Origin of the sequence: Variovorax sp. LjRoot130 (assembly GCF_964253755.1) — a bacterium.
Taxonomy (GTDB): Bacteria; Pseudomonadota; Gammaproteobacteria; order Burkholderiales; family Burkholderiaceae_C; genus Variovorax.
The window spans coordinates 786,244-807,352 of sequence record NZ_CAXURM020000001.1; the positions used below are offsets into that span (position 1 = coordinate 786,244).

22 protein-coding genes and 4 tRNA genes are annotated in these 21,109 nt (G+C 67.6%); 25 read left to right on the forward strand and 1 reads right to left on the reverse strand.

Going from position 1 to position 21,109, the window contains the following annotated elements:
• Positions 1–7: 7 nt before the first annotated feature.
• The 10 genes from ACSQ86_RS03980 (at position 8) to ACSQ86_RS04025 (ending at position 10,380) form a co-directional block, all read left to right on the forward strand.
• Positions 8–1,324, forward strand: coding sequence for an aromatic ring-hydroxylating dioxygenase subunit alpha (locus tag ACSQ86_RS03980; protein WP_436308524.1), 1,317 nt, complete (start codon positions 8–10; stop codon positions 1,322–1,324).
• Positions 1,321–1,791 (forward strand): aromatic-ring-hydroxylating dioxygenase subunit beta, encoded by a 471-nt coding sequence (locus ACSQ86_RS03985; protein ID WP_170855765.1) that lies wholly within the window; start codon positions 1,321–1,323, stop codon positions 1,789–1,791. Before ACSQ86_RS03980 ends, ACSQ86_RS03985 begins: the two co-directional genes overlap by 4 nt.
• A 38-nt stretch (positions 1,792–1,829) precedes the next feature.
• The gene (locus ACSQ86_RS03990) at positions 1,830–2,987 is read left to right on the forward strand and encodes an ABC transporter substrate-binding protein (RefSeq protein ID WP_436295337.1); all 1,158 of its coding nucleotides are present in this window, start codon (positions 1,830–1,832) and stop codon (positions 2,985–2,987) included.
• Positions 2,988–3,028: 41 nt separating this feature from the next.
• Positions 3,029–4,084, forward strand: a complete 1,056-nt coding sequence (locus ACSQ86_RS03995; protein WP_436302771.1) for a branched-chain amino acid ABC transporter permease — start codon at positions 3,029–3,031, stop codon at positions 4,082–4,084.
• An 83-nt stretch (positions 4,085–4,167) separates the two neighbouring features.
• Positions 4,168–5,952 carry a branched-chain amino acid ABC transporter ATP-binding protein/permease gene (locus tag ACSQ86_RS04000; protein WP_436310255.1) on the forward strand — a complete coding sequence of 595 codons (1,785 nt, stop codon included), beginning with the start codon at positions 4,168–4,170 and terminating at the stop codon, positions 5,950–5,952.
• Positions 5,949–6,680 carry an ABC transporter ATP-binding protein gene (locus ACSQ86_RS04005; RefSeq protein ID WP_093110848.1) on the forward strand — a complete coding sequence of 244 codons (732 nt, stop codon included), beginning with the start codon at positions 5,949–5,951 and terminating at the stop codon, positions 6,678–6,680. The genes ACSQ86_RS04000 and ACSQ86_RS04005 overlap by 4 nt, the downstream gene beginning before the upstream one ends.
• Positions 6,667–8,274, forward strand: coding sequence for an ATP-dependent acyl-CoA ligase (locus ACSQ86_RS04010; RefSeq protein WP_436308525.1), 1,608 nt, complete (start codon positions 6,667–6,669; stop codon positions 8,272–8,274). The genes ACSQ86_RS04005 and ACSQ86_RS04010 overlap by 14 nt, the downstream gene beginning before the upstream one ends.
• 5 nt (positions 8,275–8,279) lie before the next feature.
• On the forward strand, positions 8,280–9,050 hold the full coding sequence (locus ACSQ86_RS04015) for an SDR family NAD(P)-dependent oxidoreductase (protein WP_436308526.1): 771 nt from the start codon (positions 8,280–8,282) through the stop codon (positions 9,048–9,050).
• 50 nt (positions 9,051–9,100) lie between these two features.
• Positions 9,101–9,877, forward strand: coding sequence for an SDR family NAD(P)-dependent oxidoreductase (locus ACSQ86_RS04020; protein ID WP_436302775.1), 777 nt, complete (start codon positions 9,101–9,103; stop codon positions 9,875–9,877).
• Positions 9,874–10,380: a MarR family winged helix-turn-helix transcriptional regulator gene (locus ACSQ86_RS04025; protein ID WP_093110856.1), complete on the forward strand. Its 507-nt coding sequence runs from the start codon at positions 9,874–9,876 to the stop codon at positions 10,378–10,380. Before ACSQ86_RS04020 ends, ACSQ86_RS04025 begins: the two co-directional genes overlap by 4 nt.
• A 98-nt stretch (positions 10,381–10,478) precedes the next feature.
• On the opposite strand, the gene ACSQ86_RS04030 is transcribed toward ACSQ86_RS04025, so the two are convergent.
• Positions 10,479–11,069 (reverse strand): chalcone isomerase family protein, encoded by a 591-nt coding sequence (locus tag ACSQ86_RS04030; RefSeq protein ID WP_093110858.1) that lies wholly within the window; start codon positions 11,067–11,069, stop codon positions 10,479–10,481.
• 282 nt (positions 11,070–11,351) lie between these two features.
• Between ACSQ86_RS04030 and trpE the strand changes: the two genes are divergently transcribed.
• From trpE to nusG, 15 genes are all read left to right on the forward strand, one after another.
• Positions 11,352–12,854, forward strand: coding sequence for an anthranilate synthase component I (gene trpE, locus ACSQ86_RS04035; protein WP_093110860.1), 1,503 nt, complete (start codon positions 11,352–11,354; stop codon positions 12,852–12,854).
• Positions 12,854–13,243 (forward strand): GxxExxY protein, encoded by a 390-nt coding sequence (locus ACSQ86_RS04040; protein ID WP_436302777.1) that lies wholly within the window; start codon positions 12,854–12,856, stop codon positions 13,241–13,243. Before trpE ends, ACSQ86_RS04040 begins: the two co-directional genes overlap by 1 nt.
• Complete coding sequence (locus tag ACSQ86_RS04045; RefSeq protein ID WP_093110864.1) at positions 13,240–13,824, forward strand: aminodeoxychorismate/anthranilate synthase component II; 585 nt, start codon at positions 13,240–13,242, stop codon at positions 13,822–13,824. Before ACSQ86_RS04040 ends, ACSQ86_RS04045 begins: the two co-directional genes overlap by 4 nt.
• Positions 13,825–13,829: 5 nt before the next feature.
• Positions 13,830–14,882, forward strand: coding sequence for a low-specificity L-threonine aldolase (ltaE, locus tag ACSQ86_RS04050; RefSeq protein WP_436308527.1), 1,053 nt, complete (start codon positions 13,830–13,832; stop codon positions 14,880–14,882).
• Positions 14,875–15,546 (forward strand): LysE family translocator, encoded by a 672-nt coding sequence (locus ACSQ86_RS04055; RefSeq protein ID WP_436302779.1) that lies wholly within the window; start codon positions 14,875–14,877, stop codon positions 15,544–15,546. Before ltaE ends, ACSQ86_RS04055 begins: the two co-directional genes overlap by 8 nt.
• Positions 15,547–15,568: 22 nt before the next feature.
• Complete coding sequence (trpD, locus tag ACSQ86_RS04060; protein ID WP_436308528.1) at positions 15,569–16,594, forward strand: anthranilate phosphoribosyltransferase; 1,026 nt, start codon at positions 15,569–15,571, stop codon at positions 16,592–16,594.
• A gap of 16 nt (positions 16,595–16,610) precedes the next feature.
• On the forward strand, positions 16,611–17,411 hold the full coding sequence (gene trpC, locus ACSQ86_RS04065; protein WP_436302780.1) for an indole-3-glycerol phosphate synthase TrpC: 801 nt from the start codon (positions 16,611–16,613) through the stop codon (positions 17,409–17,411).
• Positions 17,408–18,112, forward strand: coding sequence for a uracil-DNA glycosylase (locus ACSQ86_RS04070; protein WP_436295935.1), 705 nt, complete (start codon positions 17,408–17,410; stop codon positions 18,110–18,112). The genes trpC and ACSQ86_RS04070 overlap by 4 nt, the downstream gene beginning before the upstream one ends.
• Positions 18,113–18,214: 102 nt before the next feature.
• Positions 18,215–18,300 (forward strand) — tRNA-Tyr (locus ACSQ86_RS04075).
• Between the two features lie 54 nt (positions 18,301–18,354).
• A tRNA-Gly gene (locus ACSQ86_RS04080) sits at positions 18,355–18,428 on the forward strand.
• Between the two features lie 40 nt (positions 18,429–18,468).
• Positions 18,469–18,543 (forward strand) — tRNA-Thr (locus ACSQ86_RS04085).
• Between the two features lie 76 nt (positions 18,544–18,619).
• Positions 18,620–19,813, forward strand: a complete 1,194-nt coding sequence (gene tuf / locus ACSQ86_RS04090) for an elongation factor Tu (RefSeq protein ID WP_436296086.1) — start codon at positions 18,620–18,622, stop codon at positions 19,811–19,813.
• 10 nt (positions 19,814–19,823) lie between these two features.
• A tRNA-Trp gene (locus tag ACSQ86_RS04095) sits at positions 19,824–19,899 on the forward strand.
• Between the two features lie 144 nt (positions 19,900–20,043).
• Entirely contained in the window at positions 20,044–20,427 is a 384-nt protein-coding gene (secE, locus tag ACSQ86_RS04100; protein ID WP_436295417.1) for a preprotein translocase subunit SecE, read from the forward strand.
• The gene (nusG, locus tag ACSQ86_RS04105) at positions 20,427–21,023 is read left to right on the forward strand and encodes a transcription termination/antitermination protein NusG (RefSeq protein ID WP_093111291.1); all 597 of its coding nucleotides are present in this window, start codon (positions 20,427–20,429) and stop codon (positions 21,021–21,023) included. Before secE ends, nusG begins: the two co-directional genes overlap by 1 nt.
• The last annotated feature ends 86 nt before the right edge of the window (positions 21,024–21,109 follow it).

Below are 21,109 nucleotides of genomic sequence, written 5' to 3' on the forward strand. Positions count from 1 at the left end.
TACGACGATGACCAGCTACCGCGACCGGCCCGAAGCGATCCGCGCGCTCGTCCAGGACGACCGCGTGCACCGCGATCTCTACCTGAGCGAGGAGCTGTTCGCGCTCGAGCAGGAGCGCTTCTTCGCCAACACCTGGCTCTACGTCGGCCACGCGAGCCAGGTGCCGAACACCGGCGACTTCTGGTCGCTCGAACTTGCCGGCCGCCCGGTGATGATGGTGCGCCAGCCCGACGGCGCGGTGCGTGTGTTCTACAACCGCTGCGCGCACAAGGGCACTCGACTCGTGACCGACGAGAGCGGCAACACCGGCAAGTTCTTCCGCTGCCCCTACCACGCCTGGACCTACAAGCTCGACGGCGCGCCGCTCGCGATCCCGCTCAAGACCGGCTACGAAGGCACGCGACTGAAGGAATGCGAATCAGGGCAGGGCCTGGCCGAACTGAAGCACACGGTCGTCTACCGCGACTTCGTCTTCACGCGCATCGCCGATCGCGGACCGGACTTCGAGGCCTACTTCGGCGAGGTGCTGCAGGCCATCGACAACATGGTCGATCGCTCGCCCGAGGGCCGGCTCACGGCGGGCGGCGGCGTGATGCGCAACATCGTCCATTGCAACTGGAAGATGTACCTCGAGAACATCAACGACACGGTGCATCCGATGTCGACCCACGAGTCGGCCACGCAGGCGGCCGGTGCGCTGTGGCAAGGGCGTGCGCCCGACGAGTCCAAGCCGATGGCGATGGAGCAGATCCTGCCCTTCGGCTCGGGCTACGACTTCTTCGACAAGATGGGCGGGCGCGTGTTCGCCAACGGCCACAGCGTGCTGGGCGTGAACTTCAGCATCCACTCGAATTACGCGCAGCTGCCCGACTACGAGGCGGCGATGCGCGAGGCGCACGGCGCCGAGCGGGCGATGGAGATCCTGCAGCGCTCGCCGCAGAACTCGGTGCTCTTCCCCAGCCTGTCGGTCAAGGGCTCGCCGCAGGCGATCCGCGTGATCCGCCCGCTGGCCGCGAACCGCACGCTGATCGAGGCCTGGAGCTTCCGCGCCGCCGGTGCGCCGGACCTGCTGCTCGAGCGCGCGATGACCTACAACCGGCTGGTCTTCTCGCCCATGTCGGTGGTGGCGCACGACGACGTGCACCTGTTCGAAAGCATTCAGCAGGGCCTGAAGGCCGAGGGCAACGAATGGGTGAGCCTGCATCGCAACTTCGATTCCGCAGAGCTCGGGCAGGACACGATCACCACGAACGGCACCAACGAGCTGCTGATGCGCAACCAGTTCCGCGCGTGGGCGAAGTACATGGCGGAGCCCGCATCATGACCGACCCCGCAGACTTCATCGCCGCCGAGGCCGCGCTGCTCGACGCCGGCCGCTTCGACGACTGGCTCGCGCTGTTCGCCGAGGACGGCCATTACTGGGTGCCGCTGCAGGGGGCCGCGCAGGCCGATCCGCATCTGCACAACTCGCTGGCCTACGAAGACCGGCTGCTGCTGCAGCTGCGCGTGGACCGCCTGAAGAACCCGCGCGCCCACTCGCAGCATCCGAAGAGCCATTGCCAGCACGTGCTGCAGCGCTCGATCGTGGAGCGCGAGGACGAGGCCACCGGCGAAGTCGCGCTCGCCACGCCCTTCATCTACGTCGAGTCGCGCGGCGAGGAGCAGTTGATGCTCGCCGGCACCTGCCGCCACCTGCTCGCGCGCACGCCCGAGGGCTTCGCGATCCGGCAGAAGCGCATCGACCTTCTCAACGCCGGCCGCGCGCTGCCGGCCATCCAGTTGTTCATTTGAGCGAGTTGCTCACCCTTCCACCCACCAGGAGCCACGACATGAAGAGCTTGATGAAGACCTTGGCGCACAGCGCGCTGGCCACGGCCCTTGCCGCCGGATTCGCGATGACCGCGCTCGCGGCCGACCTCAAGGTCGGCCTGAGCGTGTCGCTCTCGGGCCCCAACTCCTCGCTCGGCGTGCCCTACGCCAAGGGCATGCAGGCCGCGCTGGCCTACAAGCCGGAGGTCAACGGCCGCAAGATCCAGCTGATCGTGCTCGACGACGGCTCCGACCCGACCACCGCGGGCCGCAATGCGCGCAAGCTGGTCGAGGAGGAGAAGGTCGACGTGCTGATGGGCACCTCCGGCGTGCCCGCCGCGATCGCGATGGCGCAGGTGGGGCGCGATGCCAAGGTGCCGATGATCGGGCTCACGCCGATCCAGCTCGACCCGGCCGAGAACGGCTGGGTCTTCACGGTCGCGCAGCCCACGCAGCTGATGATCGACGCCGTGGTCGAGCGCATGAAGAAGGACGGCATCAAGACCGTGGGCTACATCGGCTTCTCCGATGCCTGGGGCGACCTGGTCTACAACGCCCTGATGAAGGCTGCGCCCGCGGCCGGCATCAAGGTGTTGGGCAACGAGCGCTATGCGCGCGCCGACGCCTCGGTCACCGGCCAGGTGCTGAAGCTGGTCGCCATGCGTCCGGATGCCGTGATGACGGGCGGCGCCGGCACGCCGGGCGCGCTGCCTTTCCTGGCGCTGGCCGAGCGCGGCTTCAAGGGGCCGGTGTACGGCCAGCACGGGCTCATCAACCCCGACTTCGTGCGCGTCGTCGGCGCCTCGGGGCAGGGTGCGCTGATGCCGACCGGCCCGGTGATCGTGGCCGAGCAGCTGCCGGCCAACTACCCGACCAAGAAGATCGCCATGGACTTCCGTGCCGCCTTCCAGAAGGTCAACAACGCGCCGACCAGCGACGCCTACTCGGCCTATTCCTTCGACGGCTGGCTGGTGTTCGCCGATGCCGCGGCGCGCGCCAAGGGCGAGCCGGGCACGCCCGAGTTCAGGCTGTCCCTGCGCGACGCGATCGCCAGCACCAAGGAAGTGGTGGGCACGCACGGCGTCTACAACTTCAAGCCCGGCAACCTCTACGGCGTGGACGAGCGCGCGCGCGTGATCGTCAAGCTGGAGAACGGCCAGTGGAAGCTCGCCAACTGAGCCGGCACTAGCAAGAGCGAGACAAAGCGGAGGACTGTTCAATGACACCGGACGTGGCACTGATCCTGGGCATCGATGGCCTGGCGAATGGCGCTGTTTATCTTCTGGCCGGGCTGGGGCTGGTGCTGATCTTCTCGGTCACCCGCGTGGTCTTCGTGCCCTTCGGCGACGTCGCGGCCTTTGCCGCGCTGTCGCTGGCCGCATTCGAAACCGGGCGCGTGCCGCCCACCATCGGCATGGTGGTGGTGCTCACCGCGCTCGCGCTGGCGACCGAGGTCGGCAGCCTGGTGCGCCGCGGCGAAACGGCGCGCATCCCCAAGGCCCTGCTGGGCTGGGGCGTGCTGCCGCTCATTCCCTGCCTGCTGGCCTGGCTGGCAAGCCGGCCCGGCGTGCCGGCGCCGGTGCACATCGCGGTCGCGGTGCTGCTGGTGGTGCCGATCGCGCCGCTGCTCTCGCGCGTGGTGTTCCAGCCGATCGCCGATGCGTCGGTGCTGGTGCTCCTGATCGTGTCGCTCGCGCTGCACTTCCTGCTCTCGGGCCTGGGCCTGTTGTTCTTCGGCCCCGAAGGCTCGCGCACCCAGCCGCTGGCCGGCGGCTCTGTGCCCCTGGGCGACGGCTTCGCGGTGAGCGGACAGGTGATCCTGATGGTCGGCGCGGCGATCGTGCTCAGCGGCATGTTCTTCCTGGTGTTCGAGCGCACGGTGGCCGGCAAGGCGCTGCGCGCCACCGCCGTCAACCGCGTGGGCGCACGGCTGGTCGGCATCCGGCCGGCGCGCACGGCGCTGCTGGCCTATGGCTGCGCCTCGCTGCTGGCCGGGCTGATCGGCGTGCTGATCGCGCCGGTCACCACCATGTACTACGACTCGGGCTTCATCATCGGCTTGAAGGCCTTCGTGGCGGCGATCATCGGCGGGCTGGTGAGCTATCCGATGACCGCCATCGGCGCGCTGGCGGTAGGGGTGGTCGAGAGCTTCGCCTCCTTCTGGAGCGGCGCGCTGAAGGACGTGATCGTCTTCAGCCTGCTGATCCCGGTGCTGATGCTGCGGTCTTTCCTGAGCGTGCATGCGGAAGAGGAAGAAGAGGAGGTGGACCAATGAGCGCCGCGCCCACACCCGAAGTCGTGCGTCCCGTGTTCGATGAAGCCGCGGGTGCCGCGCGCAAGCCCGCAGAGAGAAGGTCGATGAACGCTGCTTCCAAGCGCCTGCTCTGGATCGGCCTCGTCGTCGTCGCGCTGGCCGTGGTGCCGCTGCTCGCCGGCAACTTCACGGTTTCGCTGTTGAACGACATCGGCATCGGCGCGCTGGTCGCGCTGGGCCTGGTGCTGCTCACCGGCATCGGCGGCGCGACCTCCTTCGGGCAGGCGGCCTTCGTCGGCATCGCCGCCTATGCCACGGCCTGGCTCAGCACCACGCAGGGGATGTCGCCCTGGCTGGGGCTGGCGTTCTCGCTGCTGCTGACCGGTCTCTCGGCGCTGGCCATCGGCCTGCTCACCTTGCGGCTGGGCGGGCACTTCCTGCCGCTGTCCACTATCGCGTGGGGCTTGTCGATCGCGATGCTCTTCGGCAACGTCGATGCGCTGGGGCGCCACACCGGTCTGTCGAACATTCCGGCGCTGACCATCGGCACCTGGTCGCTGGCCGATCCGCGCGCGATCTACTACCTGATCTGGGGCCTGGTCGGGTTGGCCTTCCTGTTCAGTCGCAACCTGCTGCAGTCGCGGCCGGGCCGCGCGATCCGCAGCCTGCGCGGCGGTGCGATCCTGCTGGCCAGCGTCGGCGCGGATGCCTATCGCGTGCGGCTCACGCTCTTCGTGACGGCTGCCCTCTTCGCCGGCCTCGCGGGCTGGCTCTATGCGCACATGAACCGCTTCGTGAGCCCCTCGCCCTTCGACGTGCGCGCCAGCATCGAGTACCTGCTGATGGCCGTGGCCGGCGGGCTTGGGCAACTGACGGGCGCGCTGGTCGGAGCGGCGCTGGTGCTCATCCTCAAGAACGGGCTGCAGGACGTGCTGCCCCTGCTGACCCAGCGCGCCGGGCAGCTCGAGGCGGTGGCCTTCGCGACGCTCTTCATCCTGCTGCTGCACTTCGCGCGCGGCGGGCTGATGGGCTTCGTGCGGCGCTGGACGCACCGGTTTTCGGGATCGCAGGCGCCTCGCGAGCCCACGCCGCCCGTTTCGCCGCTGACGCATCGCACGCTGCCCGATCGCGGCGCGCCGATCCTGTCGGTCACCGGCGCGGTCAAGCGCTTCGGCGGGCTGGTGGCCGTCAACGATGTCAGCTTCGACGTGAAGGCCGGCGAGATCATGGGCCTGATCGGCCCCAATGGCGCCGGCAAGTCGACCATGTTCAACCTGCTGACCTGCACGCTGCCGATGACGGCCGGGCAGGTGCGCTTTCTGGGCCAGGACATCGCGGGCATGCCGCAGCGCAAGGTCGCGCGACTCGGCTTGGCGCGCACCTTCCAGCACGTGAAGCTCAGGCCGCACATGAGCCTGCTGGACAACGTCGCGCTCGGCGCCCATTCGCGCACGCGTTCGGGCGTGCTGAAGGCGGGGCTGCGGCTCGACCGCACCGAGGAACGCCAGATCCTGCAGGAGGCGCAGCGGCAGCTCGACCGCATCGGCCTGGGCGACCGCGCGCACGAACTCGCGGGCAGCCTGCCGCTGGGCACGCAGCGCATCCTGGAGATCGCGCGCGCGCTCGCGGCCGACCCGGTGCTGCTGGTGCTCGACGAGCCGGCCGCCGGCTTGCGCCGCAAGGAGAAGATGGCGCTCGGCGACCTGCTGCGCAAGCTGCGCGAGGAGGGCGTGACCATCCTCATCGTCGAGCACGACATGGACTTCGTCATGAAACTGGTGGATCGCCTGGTGGTGATGAACTTCGGCTCCAAGCTGGTCGAGGGCGTGCCCTCGGCGGTGCGCGCGGACGAGCGCGTGCAGGCAGCGTATCTCGGGAGCGTCGTATGACTGCGATGCTCGAGATCGGGGACCTTCACGTTTCGTACGGCCAGGTCGATGCCGTGCGCGGCGTGTCGCTCAACCTGGAGCACGGCCAGATCATCTCGGTGATCGGCCCCAACGGCGCCGGCAAGACCACGCTGCTGGCTGCTGCGATGGGCTTGCTGCCCTGCAAGGGCCTGCTGCGCTTCGAGGGCGAAGACCTGCACGGGCTCGACGTCGAGGCGCGCGTGGAGCGCGGCCTGTGCCTGGTGCCCGAGAAGCGCGAGCTCTTCGGCGAGCTGACCGTGCTTGACAACCTGCAGCTCGGCGCCTTCGGCAGCCGGCTCCGCAGCGATGCCCTGAAGCGCCGGCTGCAGTCGGTGTACGACCGCTTCCCGCGCCTGGCCGAGCGCCGCGCGCAGCGCGCCGACACGCTCTCGGGCGGCGAGCGGCAGATGCTGGCCGTGGGCCGCGCGCTGATGTCGGCGCCGCGCCTCTTGATGCTGGACGAGCCCAGCCTCGGGCTGGCGCCGCTGATCGTGCGCGACATCCTGGCCATCGTGCGCAAGCTGCGCGAAGACGGCGTGTCGATCCTGCTGGTGGAGCAGAACGCGCGCGCCGCGCTGGAGAGCTCGGACCACGGCTACGTGCTGGAGACCGGCGAGATCGCGCTCTCGGGCGCCTCGCAGGAGCTTGCCAGCGATCCGCGCGTGCAGGCCACCTACCTTGGCGGAGGTACCAATGGCGACGGATGAGCGAGCGGCGAGTCCGCTGCCTCCGGGCCAGCGTACGCTGCCCGCGATGCTGCAGCGGCAGGCGGTGCTGTTCGGCGAACGTCCATTGCTGCGCATCGCGGGGCGGTCGTGGTCGCACCGCGATGCGGCGCAGGCCGCGGGCCTTCGCGCTGCGGCATTGGCCGAGGCGGGCGTGCAGCGCGGCGACCGGGTGGCCGTGATGAGCGGCAACCGCATCGAGTTTCTCGAAGTGTTCCTCGGCTGCGGCTGGCTCGGCGCCTCGACGGTGCCGATCAACACCGCGTCGATGGGGCCGCAGATCGAGTACTTCCTTTCCAACAGCGAGGCGAAGCTGCTGGTGATCGAAGAGGCTTTCGTAGAGCGCTTGCAGGCGGCCGACCTCGCGCGCACTTCGCTGCGCGAGATCTGGGTGCTGGGCGAGGACGCCGATCGCGCTGCGTGGCCGGGCATTCGCGTGCTGCCGTATCCCGCCGCAACCGCCTCGCTCGCGCCGGCGAAGGTGCAACCCGGCGATCCGCTCGCCATCCTCTACACCTCCGGCACCACCGGGCCGGCCAAGGGCGTGGTCTGCCCGCATGCGCAGTACCACTGGTGGGGCGTCAACAGTGCCGACGTGCTGGGCGTCGAGGCGGAGGACGTGCTGTGCACCACGCTGCCGCTCTCTCACATCAACGCACTCAACACCTTCGCGCAGGCCGCGATCACGGGTTGCGAGGTGGTGTTCGAGGCGCGCTTCTCGGCCTCGGGCTTCTGGCCCACGATGCGCGCCTCGGGTGCGACGGTGGTCTACCTGCTCGGCGCGATGGTGCCGATACTGCTCGCGCAGCCCGAGGGGTCCGGCGAGCGTGAGCACCGCGTGCGCACCGGGCTCGGCCCCGGCGTGCCGGCCGCGGCGGGCCAGGCCTTCTTCGAGCGCACCGGCGTCCGGCTGCTGGAAGGCTACGGCTCCACCGAAACAAATTTCGCAATCGCCACCGCGCCCGATTCGCCGCGCGGCGGCGTGATGGGGTGGCTGCGACCCGGCTTCCAGGCGCGCGTGGCGGACGAGGACGATGTCGAACTCCCGAACGGCGAGGCAGGCGAGCTGCTGTTGCGCGCTCATGAACCCTACGCCTTCGCGAGCGGCTACCTCAACATGCCCGAGAAAACCGTCGAGGCCTGGCGCAACCTCTGGTTCCATACCGGCGACCGCGTGGTGCGCGATGCCGACGGCGCCTTCCGCTTCGTCGACCGCATCAAGGACGCGATCCGCCGGCGCGGCGAGAACATCTCCTCCTTCGAGGTCGAGCAGGTGCTGCTGAGCCACCCGGCCGTGGCGGGCTGCGCGGTCTACCCCGTGCGTTCCGAACTGGCCGAGGACGAGGTGATGGCCGCACTGGTGGCGCGTGACGGGCAGCGCATCGATCCGGTCGAGCTGCTGGCGTACTGCGAATCGCGCCTGCCTTACTTCGCGCTGCCGCGCTATGTCGACCTGCTGCCCGACCTGCCGCGCACCGAGAACGGCAAGGTGCAGAAGTACAAGCTGCGCGAGCGCGGCGTGAGCGCGATCACCTGGGACCGCGGACCCGCGGCGCGCCCGCCGGCCAAGGGCTGAATCGCATGGCTGCGCACCCGGACGCACCGCTGTTCTCGCTGGCCGGGCAGGGCGCCTTCGTGACCGGTGCAGCGCAAGGCCTGGGTGCCGCGATCGCGCGCGGCCTGGCCGAGGCGGGCGCGCGCGTCGTGCTCGTCGATGTCGACGGCGCGGTCGATGCGGCCGCGGCGGCGCTGCGCGCAGACGGCCATGACTGCATCGCCATGCAGCTCGATGTGCGCGACGAGGCTGCCTTCTGGCTGTGCTTCGATGCGGGCGTGCAGCACTTCGGCGGCATCGATGTGATGGTGAACAACGCCGCCCGCACGCTGTACTCCTCGATCTGGGAGATCACAACCGAGGAGTGGGACGAGGTGCTGGCCGTGAACCTGCGCGGCAGTTTCTTCGGCTGCCGCATCGCCGGGCGCCACATGCGCGAGCGGGGCGCGGGCCGGATCATCAACCTGTCGTCGATCGCCGGGCAGCAGGCCAGCGCGGCGACCGGCGTTCACTACGCCGCGTCCAAGGCGGGCATCGTGGCGCTGACCCGTTCATTCGCGCAGGAACTGGCGCCGCACGGCGTCACGGTGAACGCGCTGGCGCCGGCTGCGGTGCGCAGTCCGGTGCTCGATGCGATGAGCCGGATGCAGCAGCGCACGGTGTCGGCCGGCATTCCGCTCGGCCGCTTCGGCGAGCCGGAGGAGGTGGCCGCGGCCGTGGTCTACCTCGCATCGCCGGCCGCGGCCTTCATGACGGGCGCGACGCTGGACCTCAACGGCGGGCGGCTCATGCGCTGAGGCATGACACGGCGCGCCACTAGAATGATTCAGAACTAAACCATTCAGGCATGCAAACAAATTCACTGACCGGGCGCCATGCCCTCGTGACCGGCGCCGCGCGCGGCATCGGCGCGGAGATCGCGCGCACGCTGGCCGCCGAGGGCGCGGTGCTGACTTTGCTCGGACGCGACCGTGACGCGCTCCAGCGCGTCGTCGATTCGCTCGCGGGCAGCGGCCACGGCGTGGTCGCGGCCGACGTGGCCGATGTACAGGCCGTGCAAGGCGCGTTCGCCCAGGCGCGCGCGGCGCGGGGCCCGATCGCCATCCTCGTCAACAACGCCGGTGCGGCGGAGAGCGCGCCGTTCCTGAAAACTTCGGTCGAGCTCTGGCAGCGCATGCTGTCCGTCAACCTGACCGGCAGCTTCCTGTGCGCCCAGGCCGCGCTGCCCGACATGCTCGGGGCCGGCTGGGGCCGCATCGTCAACATCGCGAGCACGGCCGGGCAGAAGGGCTATGCCTACGTCTCGGCCTACACGGCCGCCAAGCACGGCGTGATCGGCTTGACGCGTTCGCTGGCGCTGGAGATGGCGAGGAAGGGCGTCACCGTCAATGCGGTATGCCCCGGCTACACCGACACCGACATCCTGCGCGACAGCGTGGCCAACGTGGTCCAGAAGACCGGCCGCAGCGCCGACGATGCGCTGGCCGAGTTCGCGGTCGTCAATCCGCAGCGGCGCATCGTGCAGCCTGCGGAGGTGGCCGATGCGGTGCGCTGGCTCTGCGGCGATGGCGCGGCTTCGGTCAACGGCCAGTCCATCTCGGTGTCTGGAGGCGAAGTCACATGAAGCAGAACGACGCCTCGCACGCGCTGCTCAGCGACGCTCAGGAGCTGGGCCACGAAGCGCGGGCCGGCACCGGCGACCATGCGGTGCTCAAGCTCTGGCTGCGAATGCTGGCCAGCACCACCCAGATCGAGGCCGAGATCCGCAAGCGGCTGCGTGAGCGCTTCGACATCTCGCTGGCCCGCTTCGACTACATGGCGCAGCTCTACCGCTACCGCGACGGTCTCAAGATGCGCGTGCTCTCGCGCTACCTGATGGTGACCGGCGGCAACGTCACCGGCCTGACCGACGAGCTGGAGCGCGAAGGCGTGGTGCAGCGCTCGGCCAGCCCGGAAGACCGCAGGGCCTGGATCGTGAGCCTGACGCCGAAGGGCCGCCGCAGCTTCGAGGCCATGGCCAAGGAGCACGAGGAATGGCTGCTCGAGATGTTCTCGGGCCTGGACGCGAAAGCGGTGCAGCAGCTGTACGCGCAGCTGGGGGCGCTGCGCGTGCACCTTGTGCGCTAGCCGGCGAGGCGAGCCCTTCGACAAGCTCAGGGCGAATGGGAGGTAACGAGGACCACGGACCCCCACCCCGTTCGGGCTGAGCCTGTCGAAGCCGCCCCCTAGCCCTTGCCGAGCAGCGCGTCCTTCAGCTTCCAATCGGCCGGGTTCGGGCCGAGCCAGATGCGCATCAGCGCATTGAAGAAGGCCTGCTCCTTGATCGGCTCGCCCTGGGCCACGCCCTTGACCGAAATCACGGTCCCGGTGCCGGGCACCCAGTCGACGGTGAAGGCGTCCCCGGCCTTCAACTGCTTCTGGTCGGCGAACATCTGGCCCATGCGCACCAGGCCGGGAATCAGCTGCAGCATCTCGGTCTTGGGCGAGTTGTCTTCCACGCCGCGCGTGAACAGCTTGCCCAGTTCGTTGGCATCGATGTCGCGCAGCATGGTGATCGCCATGCGCTTGGCGCCGGGCACGGCCAGCACTTCCTCGGTGGTCGAGGCCTTCTTGCCCAGGTAGAGGCCGGCGGTGTAGACCTTGAACACGGCCTTGTAGCGCACGCCGGCCCCGTTGAGCTGCAGCTTGCTGCCCTTGAGATCGAGCGCGTCGTCGAGCTTGACGCCGGCCATCTCGACCGGGGCGGCCGAGGCAGCGAGCGAGGCGAGGGCGAGGGTGGTCAGCGCGAGCGCGCGCCGCAGGGCAGGCTGGGTCATCGGGGTTGTCTCCGTCAGCGAAAAATTTAAAGTGCCTCAATGTATCTTTTTGTACAGGCCTTGTCGCTGGGCTAAACTCACGCTTCCATGTTCATTCATCACGTCATTCAGACAGGTCAAGGCAGCCGGGGAGCCTGGCCTTGGCGCACGCCATCGTCGTTGCCTGTTTGATTGCATGGCGCACGCCGTGCGCCCGCGGCCCGCGGTCATCCCGACCCGGCCACTCACCTGAATGACCCCGCCAGCGACCTCGAAGCGTCACTGGCCGACGGAGACCCCACCGTGATCACCGAACTCGAATTCAAGAGCCTCAGCGCGCAGGGCTACAACCGCATCCCGCTGATGGTCGAGGCCTTTGCCGACCTCGAAACCCCGCTTTCCCTCTACCTGAAGCTCGCCCATACCAAGGAGGGCGGCAAGCACAGCTTCCTGCTCGAATCGGTGGTGGGCGGCGAGCGCTTCGGCCGCTACAGCTTCATCGGGCTGCCGGCGCGCACCCTGCTGCGCGCGAGCGGCTTCGGCGACGACGCGCTGACCGAGGTTGTAACCGGCGGCAAGGTCGTCGAGACGGCCAAGGGGAATCCGCTCGATTTCGTCGCGGCCTACCAGAAGCGCTTCAAGGTGGCGCTCAGGCCCGGGTTGCCGCGCTTCTGCGGCGGCCTGGCCGGCTACTTCGGCTACGACACGGTGCGCCATATCGAGAAGAAGCTCGAGCAGAGCTGCCCGCCGGACACGCTGGGCTGCCCCGACATCCTCCTCTTGCAATGCGAGGAACTGGCGGTCATCGACAACCTCTCCGGCAAGCTCTACCTGATCGTCTATGCCGACCCTGCCCAGCCCGAGGCGTACGCCAATGCCAAGCGGCGGCTGCGCGAACTGCGCGAGCAGCTCAAGTACTCGGTGAGCGCGCCGCAGGTGAGGCCGACGCAGGCACACCCGCCCGAACGCAGCTTCGCCAAGGCCGACTACCTGGCGGCGGTCGAGCGCGCCAAGGAGCTGATCGCGGCCGGCGACTTCATGCAGGTGCAGGTGGGCCAGCGCATCAGCAAGCGCTATACCGAGTCGCCGCTGTCGCTGTACCGCGCGCTGCGCTCGCTCAACCCGTCGCCCTATATGTACTACTACCACCTGGGCGATTTCCACGTGGTCGGCGCCTCGCCCGAGATCCTGGTGCGGCAGGAGCACACCGGCGAGGGCGAGCAGAAGATCACCATTCGCCCGCTGGCCGGCACGCGCCCGCGCGGCGCCTCGCCCGAGCTCGACCGCGCGGCCGAGGCCGAGCTGATCAACGACCCCAAGGAGCGCGCCGAGCACGTGATGCTGATCGACCTGGCGCGCAACGACATCGGCCGCATCGCCAAGACCGGCAGCGTCAAGGTGACGGAGGCCTTCGCCGTCGAGCGCTACAGCCATGTGATGCATATCGTGAGCAACGTCGAAGGCACGCTGAAAGACGGCATGACCGCGATCGACGTGCTCAAGGCCACCTTCCCGGCCGGCACGCTGACCGGTGCGCCCAAGGTGCACGCGATGGAGCTCATCGACCAGCTGGAGCCGACCAAGCGCGGCCTCTACGGCGGCGCCTGCGGCTACATCAGCTATGCGGGCGACATGGACGTCGCGATCGCGATCCGCACCGGGATCGTGAAGGACCAGATGCTGCATGTGCAGGCAGCGGCCGGCGTGGTGGCCGACTCGGTGCCCGAATTGGAGTGGAAGGAAACCGAGGCCAAGGCGCGGGCGCTGCTGCGCGCCGCCGAACTGGTCGAGGAAGGGCTCGAGTGATGGCCGACGAATTTCAGAACAACGACTTCTCGCACGAGATCATCGGCGCCGCGGTCGAGGTGCAGCGGGTGCTCGGCATCGGCCTGCCCGCAGAGGTCTACGCCGCCGCGCTGGAGATCGAACTCGCCGAACGCGAGATCGGCTTCGTGCGGGACGTGCCGGTGTCGGCCAGCTACAAGGGCCGCTCGCTCGGTGAGGTCTGCCGTGCGGGCTTCGTGGTCGAGCAATCGCTCATCGTCGAGGTGAAAGCGGTCGATGCATTGACCGACCTGCATCGCGCGCAGGCGCAGGCGGCGGTGCGGCTGTCGGGGCTGCCGCTGGGCCTGCTCATCAATTTCAACGTGTTCCCGGTGGTCAAGGGCGTGCATCGGATCGGAGCCAAGCCATGAAACTCCTGATGATCGACAACTACGACAGCTTCACCTACAACCTGGTGCAGTATTTCGGCGAACTCGGCGCCGAGGTCGAGGTGTTTCGCAACGACGAGATCACGATCGAAGGTCTGCGCGAGCGCGTTGCCGCCGGCGTCGCGCGGTTGGTGGTTTCGCCGGGGCCGTGCTCGCCGGCCGAAGCGGGGGTGTCGGTGGCGGCCATCAAGGAGTTCGCAGGCCAGCTGCCGATCCTCGGCGTCTGCCTCGGGCACCAGGCGATCGGCGCGGCCTTCGGCGGCAGGATCGTTCGCGCGCAGCAACTGATGCACGGCAAGACCAGCGAGATCACGACCACGCGCGAGGGCGTGTTCGCCGGGCTGCCCGAGAAATTCAGCGTCAATCGCTACCACTCGCTGTCTATCGAGCGCGACTCCTGCCCGCGCGAGCTCAAGATCACCGCCTGGACCGACGATGGCGAGATCATGGGCGTGCGCCACACGGGCTTTGCGCCCGCGGTGCGCATCGAGGGCGTTCAGTTCCACCCCGAATCGATCCTGACCGAGCACGGCCATGCCATGCTCAAGAACTTTCTGGAGTGACCCGCATGAGCACGACGACCCTGGTGGACCTGCGCAGCGACACCGTCACCCGGCCGACCGCCGCGATGCGCCAGGCCATGCTCGAAGCGCCGCTGGGCGACGACGTGTTCGGCGACGACCCGAGCGTCAACGCGCTGCAGTCGCAGATCGCCGAGATGCTGGGCTTCGAAGCGGCGCTGTTCGTGCCGACCGGCACCCAGAGCAACTTCTGCGCGATCCTGGCCCATTGCCAGCGCGGCGACGAATACATCGTCGGCCAGCTGGCGCATTGCTACCGCTGGGAAGGCGGCGGCGCCGCAGTGTTCGGCAGCGTGCAGCCGCAGCCGCTCGAGCATCAGCCGGACGGCTCGCTGGCGCTGAAAGACATCGAGGCTGCCATCAAGCCCGACGACGCGCATTTCGCGCGCACCCGGTTGCTGGCGCTGGAAAACACGATCGGCGGCAAGCTGCTGCCCTTCAGCTATGTCGAAGAGGCGACGCAACTGGCGCAGCGCAAGGGCCTGGGCCGCCATCTGGACGGCGCACGGCTCTTCAATGCCGCCGTTGCACAGGCCGCCCAGCGCGGCACCGAGGCGCGCGCCGAAGCGCGCCGCATCGCACAGTGCTTCGACAGCGTCTCGGTCTGCTTCAGCAAGGGCCTCGGCGCCCCGGTGGGTTCGGCACTGTGCGGCTCGCGCGAGCTGATCGCGCGCGCCCACCGCATCCGCAAAATGGCCGGCGGCGGCATGCGGCAGTCCGGCATGCTGGCGGCCGCTGCTTCTCATGCACTGCAACACCACATCGACCGCCTCGAGCAGGACCACGCGCTCGCGCGCCGGCTCGCCGACGGCCTGGCCGGGATTCCCGGGCTGCAGGTCGAGACGCCGCAGACCAACCTGCTGTTCGTCGACCTGAGGGGCGAGGCGCAGGCGCGCTCGGCCGAGCTGCTGGCGCACCTGAAGCAAAACGGCGTGCTTGCCACCGGCTTGTATCGGCTGCGCTTCGCGACCCATCTCGATGTCGACGCAGCCGGCATCGACCGCGCCATCGGCGCGATCCGGAGCTTCTTCCATGCCTGAACTCCATTCCCTGCTGCTGTTCATCGCCGCCGGCCTGCTGCTGAATCTCACGCCGGGCCCCGATGTGCTCTACATCGTGAGCCGCGCGCTGCGCTCGGGCACGCGCGCCGGCATCGTGGCGGGCATCGGCATCACGGCCGGCTGCTTCGTGCACATCACCGCCGCCGCGGTGGGCGTGAGCGCGCTGATGGCGGCATCGACCACCCTGTTCACCGCCCTCAAGTGGCTGGGCGCGGCCTACCTGCTGTGGGTCGGCGTGCGCATGCTGCTGTCGCGGCCGGACAAAGACCCGTCGGCGCTGGTGCGCGCCGATGCAGATGCGGCGGGCCCCGCCAGCATGAAGAGCGTGTTCCTCGGCGGCTTCTGGACCAATGTGCTCAACCCCAAGGTGGCGCTGTTCTTCCTGGCCTTCGTGCCGCAGTTCATCGCGCCCGATGCCGCGAACAAGCCGCTGGTGTTCTTCCTGCTGGGCGCACTGTTCAACTTCAACGCGATCTTCGTGAACTTCGCCTGGGCATTGCTGGCCGGCTGGACGGCGCGCCGCGTCGGCGCGGTGCAGCGCGGCATGCACTGGCTGGAGCGCGGCGCGGGCGCCCTGTTTGTCGGCTTTGGCATCAAGCTCGCACTGTCCGAGAATCCGCTCGCGGCAGCTCACGCTCACTGAAACAACCGAGGGAGACTTCATCATGCCCATCACCCCCCAGGAAGCCCTGCAGCGCACCATCGAACACCGCGAGGTGTTCCACGACGAGATGCTGCACATCGTGCGCCTCATCATGAGCGGCGAATGCTCGCCGGTGATGATGGCGGCGCTCATCACCGGCCTGCGCGTCAAGAAGGAAACCATCGGCGAGATCACCGCCGCCGCGCAGGTGATGCGCGAGGTGTCGACCAAGGTGCAGGTGGCCGACACCACGAATTTGGTGGACATCGTCGGCACCGGCGGCGACGGCTCGCACACCTTCAACATCTCGACCTGCTCGATGTTCGTCGCCGCCGCTGCGGGTGCCAAGGTCAGCAAGCACGGCGGGCGCAGCGTGAGCAGCAAGTCGGGCAGCGCCGACGTGCTGGAGTCGTTGGGCATCAACATCAACCTTAAGCCCGAGCAGATCGCGCAATGCATCGCCGATGTCGGCATCGGCTTCATGTTCGCGCCGAACCATCATCCGGCCATGAAGAACGTGGCGCCGGTGCGCAAGGAACTCGGCATCAAGACCATCTTCAACATCCTGGGGCCGCTCACCAATCCGGCCGGCGCGCCCAACATCCTGATGGGCGTGTTCCATCCCGACCTGGTCGGCATCCAGGTGCGCGCGCTGCAGCGGCTGGGCGCGGAGCATGCGCTGGTGGTCTATGGGCGCGACGGCATGGACGAGATCTCGCTCGGGGCCGCCACCATGGTCGGCGAGCTCAAGCACGGCGAGATCCTTGAGTACGAGCTGCATCCCGAGGACTTCGGCTTCCAGATGTCGAGCAACCGCGCGCTGCGCGTCGAGACGCCGGAGCAGTCGAAAGCGATGCTGCTCGGCGTGCTCGACAACCAGCCCGGCGCGGCGCGCGACATCGTCGTGCTCAATGCCGGCGCGGCGCTCTATGCGGCCAATCTGGTGGATTCGATCGGCGCGGGCGTGGCGCGCGCGCGCGCCGCCATCGACTCCGGCGCGGCCAAGGCCAAGCTGGCCGAGCTGATCAAGGCGACCGCCGCCAGTTGAGGGAGAGCAGAGAACCATGTCCGACATCCTCGAGAAGATCGTTGCCGTCAAGCGCGAAGAGGTCGCAGCAGCGCAGAAGAGAAGCTCGCTCGAAGCCGTGCGCTTCGATGCCGAAAGCCGGGTGCTCACGCGCGACTTCGTCGGCGCCTTGCGGGCCAAGATCGCGGCCGGCCAGGCGGCGGTGATCGCCGAGATCAAGAAAGCCAGCCCGAGCAAGGGCGTGCTGCGCGAAGAGTTCATCCCGGCCGATATCGCGCAGAGCTATGCCGAAGGCGACGGCAAGGTCAGCGCGGCCTGCCTCTCGGTGCTGACCGACCGCCAGTTCTTCCAGGGCGGCGTCGACTACCTCAAGCAGGCGCGCGCCTCCTGCGATCTGCCGGTGCTGCGCAAGGATTTCATCGTCGATGCCTACCAGGTCTACGAATCGCGCGCGATGGGTGCCGACGCGATCCTGCTGATCGCCGCCTGCCTCGACGATACGCAGATGCGCGACTTTGAAGCGATCGCCATGGGGCTCGGCATGGCGGTACTGGTCGAGGTGCACGATGGCGCCGAGCTCGATCGTGCGCTGACGCTCAAGACGCCGTTGATCGGCGTCAACAACCGCAACCTGCGCACTTTCGAGGTGTCGGTGCAAACCACCATCGACCTCATGCCCAAGGTGCCGGCCGGGCGCCTGCTGGTCACCGAATCGGGCATTTCGACGCGCGACGAGGTCGCGAAGCTGCGCGCGGCGGGGGTGCATGCCTTCCTGGTCGGCGAGGCTTTCATGCGCGCCGACGAACCGGGCGAGGCGCTCGCCGAACTCTTCCAATGAGCGCGTTGGCCAATCAGCTGGCGAGCTGCGATCCGGCCGATTGGCCCGTCGCGCCAGGCTGGCAGCCGCTGGTCGACGGCTTTTTCGGTGGGCCGGTCGGGCAGAAGCTGCTCGGCTTCCTGCGCGAGAGGCTGGACGCCGGTGCGGTGATCTTCCCGCCGCAGCCGCTGCGCGCGCTGGAGCTCACGCCGCCCGAGACGGTGCGCGTGGTGATCCTGGGCCAGGACCCGTACCACGGCCGCGGCCAAGCCGAGGGGCTGGCCTTCTCGGTGGCGCCGGGCGTTGCGCTGCCGCCTTCGCTGCGCAACATCTTCAAGGAGCTCGAACGCGATCTGGGCACCTCTCCGCCCAGGTTCCCGGATCCGGGCGGCAGCTTGGTCAAGTGGGCGACGCACGGCGTGCTGCTACTCAACACCTGCCTCACCGTGGAGGAGGCCCAGCCGGCCAGCCATGCGGGCCGCGGCTGGGAAGTGCTGACCGACGCGGTGATTCGCCACGTGGCAGAGGGCGAGCGCTCGGTCGTGTTCATGCTCTGGGGCTCGCACGCGCAGAGCAAGCGGGCGCTGATCGACACCCGTCGGCACAAGGTGCTGACCGCGAACCATCCCTCGCCGCTCTCGGCGCTGCGCCCGCCCGTGCCCTTCATCGGTTGCGGCCACTTCGGCCAGGCACGCGCCTGGCGTGAATCGCAGGGCCTTTGATTAGCCCGGGTAAAATGCGCGACGCAACCTGCGACGCAGCAACTTTTGGCGGGGGCTGTCATCGACCTGCCCTCCCAACCGTGCTATATTCCGAGGTTCGCCGGAGAGGTGGCCGAGTGGTTAATGGCAGCAGACTGTAAATCTGCCCTCTTACGAGTACGCTGGTTCGAATCCAGCCCTCTCCACCAGCGAAGAAAAGGACAAAGCAGAGCGAAAACTCGAAGCGTTGGCGCGCCGCGAATGCGGGAGTAGTTCAATGGTAGAACCCTAGCCTTCCAAGCTAATGACGCGGGTTCGATTCCCGTCTCCCGCTCCAGAAGTCCAGTTCGACGCAAGGCACAGTTTTTTTGAATTTCGCCCATTTGGCTCAGTGGTAGAGCACTCCCTTGGTAAGGGAGAGGTCGCGGGTCCGATTCCCGCAATGGGCACCAGGTTTTTGGGGTTGCAGTCTTCGGGTTGCAACCCCATATCAGTGTGTTGATCTAGTTATTTTTCGGAGTCGAGAAAATGGCAAAAGGAAAATTCACCCGCACGAAGCCGCACGTGAACGTGGGCACGATCGGTCACGTGGACCATGGCAAGACCACGCTGACGGCGGCGATTGCGACGGTGCTGTCGACGAAGTTCGGCGGCGAAGCCAAGGCCTACGACCAGATCGACGCGGCGCCTGAAGAAAAAGCGCGCGGCATCACCATCAACACCGCCCACGTCGAATACGAAACGGCCAACCGCCACTACGCCCACGTCGACTGCCCCGGCCACGCCGACTACGTCAAGAACATGATCACCGGTGCCGCCCAGATGGACGGCGCCATCCTCGTGTGCTCGGCCGCCGACGGCCCCATGCCCCAGACCCGCGAGCACATCCTGCTGGCCCGTCAGGTCGGTGTGGGCTACATCATCGTCTTCCTGAACAAGTGCGACATGGTGGACGACGCCGAGCTGCTGGAGCTCGTCGAAATGGAAGTGCGCGAGCTGCTGGACAAGTACGAATTCCCCGGCGACGACACCCCCATCATCCATGGCTCGGCCAAGCTCGCCCTGGAAGGCGACAAGGGCAAGCTGGGCGAGGAAGCCATCATGAAGCTGGCTGACGCGCTGGACACCTACATCCCCACGCCCGAGCGCGCGGTCGATGGCACCTTCCTGATGCCCGTGGAAGACGTGTTCTCCATCTCCGGCCGCGGCACGGTGGTGACCGGCGCTGTGGAGCGCGGCGTCATCAAGGTCGGCGAGGAAATCGAGATCGTGGGCATCCGCCCGACGGTGAAGACCACCTGTACCGGCGTGGAAATGTTCCGCAAGCTGCTGGACCAGGGCCAGGCCGGCGACAACGTCGGCGTGCTGCTGCGCGGCACCAAGCGCGAAGAAGTCGAGCGCGGCCAGGTGCTGTGCAAGCCCGGCTCGATCAAGCCGCACACGCACTTCACCGCCGAGGTGTATGTGCTGAGCAAGGACGAAGGCGGCCGTCACACGCCGTTCTTCAACAACTATCGCCCGCAGTTCTACTTCCGCACGACGGACGTGACCGGCGCGATCGAGCTGCCCAAGGACAAGGAAATGGTCATGCCCGGCGACAACGTCAGCATCACCGTGAAGCTGATCAACCCGATCGCCATGGAAGAAGGCCTGCGCTTCGCGATCCGCGAAGGCGGCCGCACCGTGGGCTCGGGCGTGGTGGCGAAGATCCTCGACGTATAAAGGATTGCACAGGGGTATAGCTCAATTGGCAGAGCGTCGGTCTCCAAAACCGAAGGTTGTAGGTTCGATTCCTACTGCCCCTGCCACCTGAGGGTGGTGCTCTCGAACAAATAAGCCCGTCATAGCCTGACGGAAAGGCAGAAAAAGCCCGTCATAGCCTGACGGGCTTCGGCGTCTCAAGAAGACGTATTGAATTGAAGGCCGAAAGGCCGCAGGAATAAAGCCGCAAGATGGCCACTTCTCAAATCGAAACCGTGAGTACGGGCGCAGACAAGGCCAAGCTGGCCGTGGCTGTCGTGCTCGCGGTGGGCGCCATCGTGGCGTTCTATCTGCTCTCGCGCCAAGGTGCGATCGTGCAGTGGGCCGCCCTGCTGGTGGGCCTTGCCGCCGCTGTCGGCGCGTTCGCGAGCTCGGAGAGCGGTCGTCAGCTGTGGGCTTTCGGCCGCGATTCGTGGCGCGAGGTCAAGAAGGTCGTGTGGCCTTCGCGCAAGGAAACGATCCAGATGACGGCCTACGTGTTTGGCTTCGTCGCGATCATGTCCGTCTTCCTTTGGCTCACCGACAAGACGCTCGAATGGGTGTTCTTCGACCTCATTCTGGGCTGGAGAAAATAATGACTGACGACGCTGTCGAAACCACGCCGGAAAGCACTTCCCTGCTGGCACCTCCCGCCAACCCCGATCTGCGCTGGTACGTGGTGCACGCGTACTCGGGCATGGAAAAGGCCGTGGAGCGCAACATCCTCGAGCGCATCAACCGCGCCGGCATGCAGAGCAAGTTCGGCCGCATCCTGGTGCCGACCGAAGAAGTGGTCGAGATCAAGAACGGCCAGAAGCGCACCACCGAGCGCCGCTTCTTCCCGGGCTACGTGCTGGTCGAGATGATCATGGACGACGAAAGCTGGCACCTGGTGAAGCACACCAACAAGGTGACGGGCTTCGTCGGCGGCGCGAAGAACCGGCCGGCCCCGATCTCGCAGAAAGAGGTCGAGGACATCGTCAGCCAGATGCAACAGGGCACCGAGAAGCCGCGCCACAAGGTCGAGTTCGTCGTGGGCGAATTCGTGCGCGTCAAGGAAGGCCCGTTCACCGACTTCAACGGCACGGTCGAGGAAGTCAACTACGAGAAGAGCAAGGTGCGCGTGTCGGTCATGATTTTCGGCCGCGCGACGCCTGTCGAACTCGAGTTCAGCCAGGTGGAAAAGACCTGAAGACAGTTTCGGCCTGGCGCTTCCCGACTCGGCGCTGGGTTTTATTCGAAGAGTCGTCAACCCCGGGGAGCTGCGGCTGAACAAGC